This window comes from Pseudoruegeria aquimaris, assembly GCF_900172235.1.
Lineage (GTDB): Bacteria > Pseudomonadota > Alphaproteobacteria > Rhodobacterales > Rhodobacteraceae > Pseudoruegeria > Pseudoruegeria aquimaris.
The window spans coordinates 1-9,128 of the sequence record NZ_FWFQ01000050.1; the positions used below are offsets into that span (position 1 = coordinate 1).

General features: G+C 66.4%; 10 protein-coding genes. 3 read left to right on the plus strand and 7 right to left on the minus strand.

Annotated elements, in window-relative coordinates; all coding sequences use genetic code 11:
• Positions 1 to 124: 124 nt before the first annotated feature.
• From PSA7680_RS18220 to PSA7680_RS18230, 3 genes are all read right to left on the minus strand, one after another.
• Positions 125 to 928, minus strand: a complete 804-nt coding sequence (locus tag PSA7680_RS18220) for a 3'(2'),5'-bisphosphate nucleotidase CysQ (RefSeq protein WP_085870089.1) — start codon at positions 926 to 928, stop codon at positions 125 to 127.
• Positions 915 to 2,261, minus strand: coding sequence for a TldD/PmbA family protein (locus tag PSA7680_RS18225; protein WP_085870090.1), 1,347 nt, complete (start codon positions 2,259 to 2,261; stop codon positions 915 to 917). Before PSA7680_RS18225 ends, PSA7680_RS18220 begins: the two co-directional genes overlap by 14 nt.
• A gap of 147 nt (positions 2,262 to 2,408) precedes the next feature.
• On the minus strand, positions 2,409 to 3,914 hold the full coding sequence (locus tag PSA7680_RS18230; protein WP_176244183.1) for a DUF2125 domain-containing protein: 1,506 nt from the start codon (positions 3,912 to 3,914) through the stop codon (positions 2,409 to 2,411).
• 142 nt (positions 3,915 to 4,056) lie between these two features.
• Here PSA7680_RS18230 and PSA7680_RS18235 point away from each other — a divergent pair, with 142 nt between their 5' ends.
• Together PSA7680_RS18235 and PSA7680_RS18240 are read left to right on the plus strand one after the other, a co-directional pair.
• Positions 4,057 to 4,812, plus strand: a complete 756-nt coding sequence (locus PSA7680_RS18235; RefSeq protein WP_085870092.1) for an SDR family oxidoreductase — start codon at positions 4,057 to 4,059, stop codon at positions 4,810 to 4,812.
• Positions 4,809 to 5,426, plus strand: coding sequence for an enoyl-CoA hydratase/isomerase family protein (locus tag PSA7680_RS18240; RefSeq protein ID WP_085870093.1), 618 nt, complete (start codon positions 4,809 to 4,811; stop codon positions 5,424 to 5,426). The genes PSA7680_RS18235 and PSA7680_RS18240 overlap by 4 nt, the downstream gene beginning before the upstream one ends.
• 23 nt (positions 5,427 to 5,449) lie before the next feature.
• Here the strand turns inward: PSA7680_RS18240 and PSA7680_RS18245 are convergent, their stop codons facing one another.
• On the minus strand, positions 5,450 to 5,815 hold the full coding sequence (locus PSA7680_RS18245) for a SpoIIAA family protein (protein WP_176244184.1): 366 nt from the start codon (positions 5,813 to 5,815) through the stop codon (positions 5,450 to 5,452).
• A gap of 69 nt (positions 5,816 to 5,884) precedes the next feature.
• Positions 5,885 to 6,184, minus strand: coding sequence for an HNH endonuclease family protein (locus PSA7680_RS18250; protein WP_085870095.1), 300 nt, complete (start codon positions 6,182 to 6,184; stop codon positions 5,885 to 5,887).
• Positions 6,185 to 6,255: 71 nt separating this feature from the next.
• On the opposite strand from PSA7680_RS18250, the gene PSA7680_RS18255 reads away from it, so the two are divergent.
• Positions 6,256 to 7,428: a TIGR03862 family flavoprotein gene (locus PSA7680_RS18255; RefSeq protein ID WP_085870096.1), complete on the plus strand. Its 1,173-nt coding sequence runs from the start codon at positions 6,256 to 6,258 to the stop codon at positions 7,426 to 7,428.
• A gap of 3 nt (positions 7,429 to 7,431) precedes the next feature.
• Here the strand turns inward: PSA7680_RS18255 and PSA7680_RS18260 are convergent, their stop codons facing one another.
• Together PSA7680_RS18260 and PSA7680_RS18265 are read right to left on the minus strand one after the other, a co-directional pair.
• On the minus strand, positions 7,432 to 8,340 hold the full coding sequence (locus PSA7680_RS18260; protein WP_245824754.1) for a glutathione S-transferase family protein: 909 nt from the start codon (positions 8,338 to 8,340) through the stop codon (positions 7,432 to 7,434).
• Positions 8,341 to 8,353: 13 nt separating this feature from the next.
• Positions 8,354 to 8,944 (minus strand): glutathione S-transferase family protein, encoded by a 591-nt coding sequence (locus PSA7680_RS18265; protein WP_085870098.1) that lies wholly within the window; start codon positions 8,942 to 8,944, stop codon positions 8,354 to 8,356.
• Between the last annotated feature and the right edge of the window lie 184 nt (positions 8,945 to 9,128).

Genomic DNA, 9,128 nt, shown 5'->3' on the forward strand with positions numbered 1-9,128 from the left:
ACAGCGGCGAGATCACCGCCCATTCCGCATCGCTCACATCGTGTCTGCCCGTCATGCTCACCTCCGTTTCCGAAAGTGAATCATCACACCGCCAAAAACGGAATCCCGTTTATGAGTTCACGACCTAACCGGCCGCGGGGAAGGGCCGCGCGGCACCCAGGATGGCGCCGTGAAGAGCCGGCGCGGCGGCGATCATGCCCGGAAGCTGCGCGCTTTTGCCGTTGAACCGCGGCGGTACGCCGGTTGCATCGCTCACCACGGCCCCGGCGCGCTGGGCGATCAGGCTGCCCGCGGCCACGTCCCATTCCCATGTCGGGCGGAAGGTGATCATGGCATCGAAGCGCCCTTGCCCGATCAGCGAGAGCCGGTAGGCGAGGGAGGAGCGGATGTGCCTTTCGAAGGCCGGCGGCTCGCCCTTCCAGAACCGGGGTTCGAGGTTGGATTTCGCGGCCAGCACCGCGGCGCCTTCCATCCGGCTGGCGCGGGACGCCTGAATCGATGCGCCGTTCAGCGTCGCCGGGCCGGAGGCGGTGGCGGCGAAGAGGCGATCGAGCATCGGCAGGTAGACGACACCGGCCACGACCCGGCCGCCGCTGACCACGGCGAGCGCGTGGGAGAAGGTGGGCGATCCGTTGATGAAGGCGCGGGTTCCGTCGATCGGATCCACGATGAAAACCGTCTCTCTTTCGAGGCGACTGGTATCGTCCTCCGTCTCTTCCGACAGCCAGCCATACCCGGGGCGGGCACTGCGCAGGCGGTCGTGGAGCATCTCGTCGATGGCCAGATCGGCCTCCGTCACCGGCCCGGCACCCATCGCCTTGTCCCACGTGCGGGGGGTGTTCTTCCAGTAGCGCCCGGCGATCTCGCCGGCCTCCCGCGCGGCCTCGATCAGCAGATCGAGGTCGGCGGTTTCATCAGGCGCCTGCAAGCGTCAGCCCTTCCACCAGCAGCGAAGGCACCACGCGGGAGAGATGCGTCCGCGCGTCATTGGCCGGGGTCAGGCGGCGGAGCATGTCGCGCAGGTTCCCGGCGACGGTGCATTCGTTGACCGGGTAGGTGATTTCGCCGTTCTCGACCCAGAAGCCGGAGGCGCCGCGGGAGTAATCCCCCGTCGTCGGGTTGATCGAAGTGCCGATCATCGAGGTGATCAGAAGCCCAGTGCCTATCTCCGAAAGCAGCTCCGCGCGGCTCTTTTCGCCTTGCGTCATGCGCACGTTGGAAACGCTCGGGGAGGGCGGCGAAGAGGTGCCCCGCGCGGCGTTGGCGGTGCTTTCCATCCCGAGTTGCCGGGCGGTCGCGAGATCCAGCGTCCAGCCGGTGAGAACGCCGTTTTCCACGATCCTGCGCCTGCGCGTGGGCAGGCCTTCGCCGTCAAAGGGCCGGGAGCCCGAAACGCGGGGGCGGTGGGGATCTTCCTCCACGGTGATCCAGGCCGGCAGGATTTCCTCGCCGAGCGCATCCCGCAGCCAGGAGGAGCCGCGCACGATGGCGGAGCCGTTGAGAGCGCCGAGCATGTGGCCGATCAGGCCGCCGGAAATCCGCTCGTCGTAGAGGACGGGGAAGGCCCCGGTCGGCGGTTTGCGGGCGCCGAGCCGTTCGACGGCGCGCTCGCCGGCCAGCCGGCCGATCTCGGTGGCGGAACGCAGATCGCTGAAGAAGGTGCGGGAATCGCCGTCATAGTCTCTTTCCATCGCCGCGCCCTCGCCGGCGATGGCCACGCAGGAGACAGAGCTTCCGGTGCGCGCGTATCCGCCGGAGAACCCGGCCGAAGTGGCCAGGTGCATGGCGCGGCGGCTGTAGGTGGTGCCAGCCCCCTGGACCTGGCTGACGCCCGAAACCGCCAGTGCCGCGGCTTCGGCCTCAAGTGCCAAGGCCTGCATCGTTTCCGCGGAAGGTTCATCGGCACCATCGGCCATTTCGAGGGCCGCGGCGTCCCACTCCGTCGCGAACTGCCCCGGCTCTGCCTGCGCGATATAGGGATCTTCCGGGGCTTCCCGCGCCATGGCCACGGCGCGTTCGGCCATGGTTTCGATCGTCGAGGCGCTGGTGTCGGACGCGGAGACGCAGGCCTGCCGCCGGCCCACCATGACCCGAAGGCCGAGATCCACGCCCTCCGCCCGCTCCGCGTGCTCCAGCTTGCCTTTGAGGACTTCGATCGACACCGAGGTGCCATCGACGGCGATGGCGTCGGCGGCATCGGCGCCGGCACGCCGCGCGGCGCCCAGGAGTTGCTCGGTGAAAGTGGCAAGGCGGTCTGTCATGCGGATCCTGTCTGTCTGCTCAGTGGGCTGCATTCATGCTTCCGAGGTAGCCGCCCCGGTGCCCTGCCGCAACCCCGGCCCGGCGCGGGCATGAAAAAAGGGGGGCCATGCCCCCCTTTTCCGTGTTCTTCGCTGGTAGGGCCGGGCCTACCGCAGGCGCTGGCCGTTGGCCAGAACGCCACCGTTGGCGTCGATCTCGATGGTGGAGGTGAGCGTGTCTTCTCCGTCACCGGGGCGGGCGAAGAGGCCGAGCATCATCCGCGCGCCCATCAACTGTTCTTCCGGCATCAGCCCCATCTGGCCGAGCTTGTCGAGCAGGCCGTTGCCGCCGACGAGCTTCAGGTTCACCGCTCCTTCGGGGCGGGGCATCCCCGGGAAGGTCTGGAGATCGTCGTTGTCGAAGGTGAAAGCGCCGGAGCCCGTCAGATCGGCGCCCGCCAGCTTCACCTGCAGCGCGTTGAGGGTCAGCTCGTGCACTTCGCCCGGCAGGCTGTCGCCCATCATCGCCTCGGCGTTCTCGGGGTCGAAGATGTCCACGGCCCAATTCGCCTTGCCCGAGAGATCGATCTCCACCGTGGCGGGATCGCGCGGCAGCACGCCGGCCGGATCGAACAGGCCCCAGATCATGTCGGAGACCGTCAGGTCCACGAAGCGGATGGCGCTGGCGAAATCTTCCGGCGCGTCGGATTTCGATACCGGCATCAGGAAATTGAAGCCGTATTCGCCCATGGAGATGTCGATGCTCGGCAGCGGGATCTCCGAGCCGGAGATGGCCAGCACCAGATCCGTCAGCGCACCGGAATAGCCGATCCCGCCCGAGGAGAAGGTCACGCCCAGATCGCCGGCGCCCGATTGCCCCTGAACAGAGACGGTTTCACCTTCGCCGCCGGCCTCCATCGCGTAGCTTGCGCCGGTGAAGCCCATCGTCGCATCGGCGGAGAACCCGTCGGCAAGATACTTGGCCATGTCTTCCGGATCGCCCTCGCTCGGCATGGAGCCGGTGGATTTCGAGGTGATCCCGGTGAGGCTGCCATCCAGTTTCACCGCGCCTTCGGAATCCGCGATGTCCACTGTGTAGCTCAGCGAGTCGGCGGTCAGGTCGGACATGTAGCCCATCACCTCGCCGGCGGAGAGCGCGTAACGGCCGGCGATGCCTTCCATCGTTGCCGAAGCGGCGTCCTCGTAGGTTTCGCCTTCCGCTTCCACCTTGTCGAGCGAGATGCCGAAGCTGTCGGCGGCCATGTCGTAGGTCGTTTCCTCCGGATCCCCGGAAGCCGTCATCGCGAGGCCTTCGTGGGTGAAGGTCATGGTCAGGGCCACGTCTTCGCCGCCCTCCTTGACCATCACGTCCAGCGGGAAGCTGGCCGGGAAGCCGATGTCCACGGTGCCGTCGCCGTTTTCGCGGAAGGTGATCTCGGGCATCGTCATCGAAACATCCGTGCCTTCCATCGACATGGTCAGCGCCAGGTCGCTCACCGTGAGCGTTCCGCTGTTGGCATCGGTCGCGCCCGGCTTCACGTCGTAGCCGGCGCGCTCCATGTAGCCGCGCCACTGCTGCCAGACGTCATCAGCCGTCAGATCGGCGAAGGCGGCCGGCGCGGAAAAGAGGCAGATCGCGCAGGCGGCAGCGCTCCCCAAGTAAGTGCGAGACAAGTGGCGCGTCATGGCAAAACCCTTTCACTGAAATTGCTTTGCCGGGAAGTTGACCCGAGGCGCGGCGGGAAGGCAAGGGGAATAGCGGGCTGGAAAGCTCACCTCCACTGGCGTAGGACAGGGCGACAGAACGGAGGATCCCATGGGCCTGCTAGACGGAAAAACCGCAATCATCACCGGCGCGAGCCGTGGCATCGGCGCGGAAACCGCGCGCCTCTTCGCACGGGAGGGCGCCAACGTGGTGCTCGTGGCGCGCTCTGAAGCTGCGATAGCCGCCCTGGCCGAGGAGATCGGCCCGCGCGCCATGGCCGTCGCACTGGATATCAGTGACTATTCCGGCACGAAAGCGATGGTCGAAGCGGCCACGGAGCGCTTCGGCACGCCGGACATCCTGATCAACAATGCAGGCGTGATCGAGCCGATCGCGCGCCTGACGGATGCCGATCCCGCCGCCTGGAGCAAGGTCATCGACATCAACCTGAAGGGCGTGTTCAACGGCGCCCACGCGGTGGCGGGCGCGATGGCGGCGCGGGGCAGCGGTACGATCATCACGATTTCGTCGGGTGCCGCCCACAATGCACTCGAAGGCTGGAGCCACTACTGCGTCTCCAAGGCGGGCGCGGCCATGCTGACGGATTGCCTGCACAAGGAACTGGCCGAAAGCGGCCTGCGGATCATGGGGCTCTCGCCCGGCACCGTGGCGACCGAGATGCAGGTTCAGATCAAGGCTAGCGGCATCAACCCGGTGAGCCAGCTGGATTTCAGCGTGCATATCCCCGCCGATTGGCCGGCCAAGTGCCTGCTGTGGATGTGCACGCCCGACGCCGACGCCTATCTCGGGCAGGAGATCTCTCTGCGCGATGAAACCATCCGCGCCACGCTGGGGCTCTCGGCGTGATCGAGCTTCGGAAGGAGGGTAGCCTCTGGGTGGTGACTCTGAACCGCCCGGAAAAGGCCAACTCCCTGACCAAGGCCATGCTCACCGAGCTTGCCGACATCGCGGAGGCCGCTCAGGATGCGGCGGCCTTCGTGCTCACCGGGCGCGGAAAGGTGTTCTCGGCCGGGGCGGACCTGGAGGAGATCCGCTCCACGGATCTGGCGGTCTCCCCGGAGTGGGAGCGGCTCTCCGGTGCAATCGCCGCGCTGCCGGGCCTTTCCATCGCCGCCCTGAACGGCACGCTGGCCGGCGGCGCCTGCGGCATGGCGCTGGCCTGCGATCTGCGCATCGGCGTGCCTGGCGCCAAGGTGTTCTACCCGGTGATGAAGCTCGGCTACCTGCCGCAGCCGTCAGACCCGGCGCGGCTTTCGGCTCTCGTCGGCCCGGCGCGCGCGAAGCTCATCCTCATGGCCGGTCAGAAGATCACGGCAGAAGAGGCTCTCGCCTTTGGTCTCTTTGACAGGATCGTCACCCCCGAGGCGCTGGATGCGACGGTCCGGGAACTCGTGGCCGACGTGCTTGCCGCGAAGCCGGACATCGCGCGGGGCATCAAGGGGCTCTGCCAGGGCAATTAGGCCTCAACAGAGCCTGATTTCGCCTACTCCGGCGCCCGCACCCAGGCGCGGGCGGCGTCCAGATCGGCCATCGAGAACGTCCGCAGTTTCGTGGAGACAAGCGCCCCGGCGGCCTTGGACAGGGGTGCGATCCAGCCCACGTCGCTCACGATCGCGCAATGGGTGATGCTCGGGATGTATTTCATGTCGAACTTCAGTCCGTCCCACACGATGCGGGGGTCGAAGCCGTCGAAATCATCCACGATCTCGATGAGCTTCACGGTGCCGTGGTCGAAAATGAAGCTCTCAAGCTGGTTGATCGCGTTGAAGTACTCCTGCCGATCAACCTTGCCGTCCACGCGGATTTCCACGATCCCTTCCGAGGGGAATTCCTTGTAGTGCAGTGCCATCCTGGCCTCCTTTTCTGTTTCACATCCCATATGGGCCGCGCATGGGGCGCTGCCTTGATCCAGATCACGCTAGCGGCGGTGACGCCGCGTTCCTGGGGTTTTGGAGTGGAAGTCGGGCGGCCGCTTCGCCACCCAGGCGATGAATTTGGCGAGCCGGGGGTGGCCTTGCAAGGCTTCGACCGTGTTGAAGCTGCGCGCCAGTTCCGTCTCGCTCAGAGAGGCATGGATTTCATTGTGGCAGATCTGGTGCAGAAGCACCGTGGGGCCGCCCTTGCCGCCGCGCAGCCGCGGCACGAGGTGATGCAGGCTCTGGGGCGCGGTGGCCGGAATCGGGCGCTGGCAGAGGGGGCAGATCGGCGTGTCGTCCATTTGAGGGGGCCTTTTGCAAAGCTTCTGGCGATGATGTAGCCCTGCACGGTGGCAAGCAAGGAGCATCCGCTTTGAAAACCGCGCTGATCATCGGAGCCGGGCCGGCCGGGCTCATGGCCGCCGAGCCACTGCTTGCGGCCGGGGCACGGGTGATCGTGGCGGAGGCCAAGCCCTCGCCCGCGCGCAAGTTCCTGATGGCCGGCAAGAGCGGGCTGAACCTCACCAAGGACGAGCCCTTCGATCGCTTCCTCGCAGCGTTTGGCGAGAAAAGCCCCGTGTTGGAGCCTGTTTTGAGGGCATTCGGGCCGGGTGACGTCATGCGATGGGCCGAGGCCCTGGGCCAGCCTCTATTCACGGGAAGTTCCGGGCGTGTCTTTCCGAAAGCGATGAAGGCGTCACCGCTGCTCAGGGCCTGGTTGACCCGGTTGGGCGAGGCCGGGCTCGACCTGCGCACGCGCTGGCGGTGGACGGATTGGGAGAACGGCGATTTCCATTTCGAAACGCCGGACGGCCCCAGGGCTCTGGCGCCCGATGTGGCCATTCTTGCCACCGGGGGCGCCAGCTGGGCGCGGCTGGGCTCCGACGGCAGTTTCAGGCCGCTGCTCGAAGCGCGGGGCATTCGCGTCGCGCCGTTCGAACCGGCCAACATGGGTTTTCGCGTGAATTGGAGCCCGCACATGGCGCGCCATTTCGGTGCGCCGGTGAAAGGCTGTCATATCCTCGCAGGCAGTCAGCGCGTCCGCGCGGAGTTCGTGATCTCGGAAAAGGGGATCGAAGGCGGTGGGATTTACGCAGTCTCACGCGCCCTGCGTGAAGGGGCGGAGCTGGTGTTGGATCTGCTGCCCGATCACGATGTGGCAGAGATCACCCGGCGGCTTGCGCGGGCCTCGCGCAAGGACAGCCTCTCGAACAGGCTGCGCAAGGCGTTGCGGATGGATCCGGTGAAGATCGCCCTCGTGCAGGAATGCGCCCGGCCGGTGCCGTCCGGCGAAGAGCTGGCGAAGCGGCTGAAGGCCCTGCCCATCCCGCTGGCGGGCCCGCGCCCCCTGGACGAAGCGATTTCGGTCGCCGGGGGCGTGTCCTTCGCCGGGCTCGATGCCGGGTTGATGCTGAAGGATGCGCCGGGTGTGTTCTGCGCGGGCGAGATGCTGGACTGGGAAGCGCCGACGGGCGGATACCTGTTGACGGCCTGCCTTGCCACGGGCCTCTGGGCCGGGAAATCTGCGGCGAATTGGCTTAAATAGAGCCTATATTGACCAGTCGATCTCGGGGCCGGCCGGCACGATCCCGAGGGGGTTGCGCAGCGGCGAGGGCGAAAAATACCCCTGTTTGTAGATGTCGAAACGCACCGTCGCCGCGATCTCGGGCCGGGCATGGAGCCGCCGCGCATAGGCCCAGAGCGCGCCGTAGTCGCTCAGCCGCCGGATGTTGCATTTGAAGGCGTAGTGGTAGGCCACGTCGAAACGGGCCAGCGTGGGGAAGAGGCGTAGATCGGCTTCGGTGAGATCGTCGCCACAGAGATATGTCCGGGAGTCGAGGTGGGCGTCGAGCCTGTCGAGCATCTCGAACACCTTTGCTACCGCCGTGTCATAGGCCTCCTGCGTGCGGGCGAAACCGGCGCGGTAGACGCCGTTGTTGAGCTTCGGATAGATCTCTGCGTTCCTGCGCTCGATGGCGTTCCGATGCTGCGCCGGATGGAGCCCTTCGCCATCCACGAAGGCGTTGAGCATGCGCAGGATGTCGGCACTTTCGTTGGAGACGATACGGCCTTCCGCGCGATCCCAGAGCAGGGGGACGGTGATCCGCCCGGTATAGGCAGGGCGCTGGCGGGCATAGACCTCATGGAGCGCGGCGGCGCCGAACTCGGTGTCCGCGAAGGCGCCGTCACTTTCGAATACCCAGCCGTCCTCGGTGCGCCGCGGCAGAGCGTGGGATACGGTGATCGCGCTCTCCAACCCGAGCACGGCGCGCCCGAGGAGCGCGCGGTGGGCCCAGGGGCAGTTCCATGCCGCGTAGAGGTGATAGCGCCCCGGCTCCGGAGGGTGGGGGCCGCCGGCGGCAATCCAGTTCCGGATGGTGGAAGCGGCCCGTTTGAAGGCGCCGCCTTCCGTCGTGTCGGGGCCGGGATCTTCGGTCAGGTATGTTCCATCGATCATCACCCCCATCGCATCAGGCCTCGGCCGTCAATCGCTGATAGGCCGGGCGCTTGCGCATTCGGCTTAAATAGGCTCTGAATCTGTCGTCCACGAGTGGGAATTTCGCCGCCACGGCCCAGGTGCCGCAATGGGTGGCGATGATGTCGGGGATCGTCATCCGATCGCCCATCAGGAAGGGGCCATCGCCAAGCTTGTCGGCCAGCAGGCGCTGGCTGCGCTCGAACTCCCATTTCAGGCTGTCCTTCACCGTGGGCACGCGCAGTTCCTCGGGCAGGATGAAGCTGTGGCGCGCGGCCGTCCAGATCACCGAGTCGAACTCGTCCAGGAGGAAATGCGTCAGCGCGTCCTGCCGGGCGCGCTCAAGCGTGCCGGGGGCGAAGGTGAGCGCCGCGTGGCGATCGGCGAGATAGGTCAGGATCGCGGTGGAATCGGTGAGCGCCGTGCCATCGACCATCAGAACGGGCACCTTGCCCGACGGGTTCAGGGCCGTCACCTCGTCGGAACGCGGCGCCGCGGGCAGGTGTTCGTAGGGTTGGCCGAGTTCCTCCAGCATCCAGAGGACACGGAACGTCCGGCTGCGGGTGTTGCCGATGAGCTTGTACAAGGCGGCCTCCGATCTTTGCAGCAGTGAGGCGCAAACCAGCGGTCAATGCAAGGGGGCTAGGTCGTGAACTCATAAACGGGATTCCGTTTTTGGCGGTGTGATGATTCACTTTCGGAAACGGAGGTGAGCATGACGGGCAGACACGATGTGAGCGATGCGGAATGGGCGGTGATCTCGCCGCTGT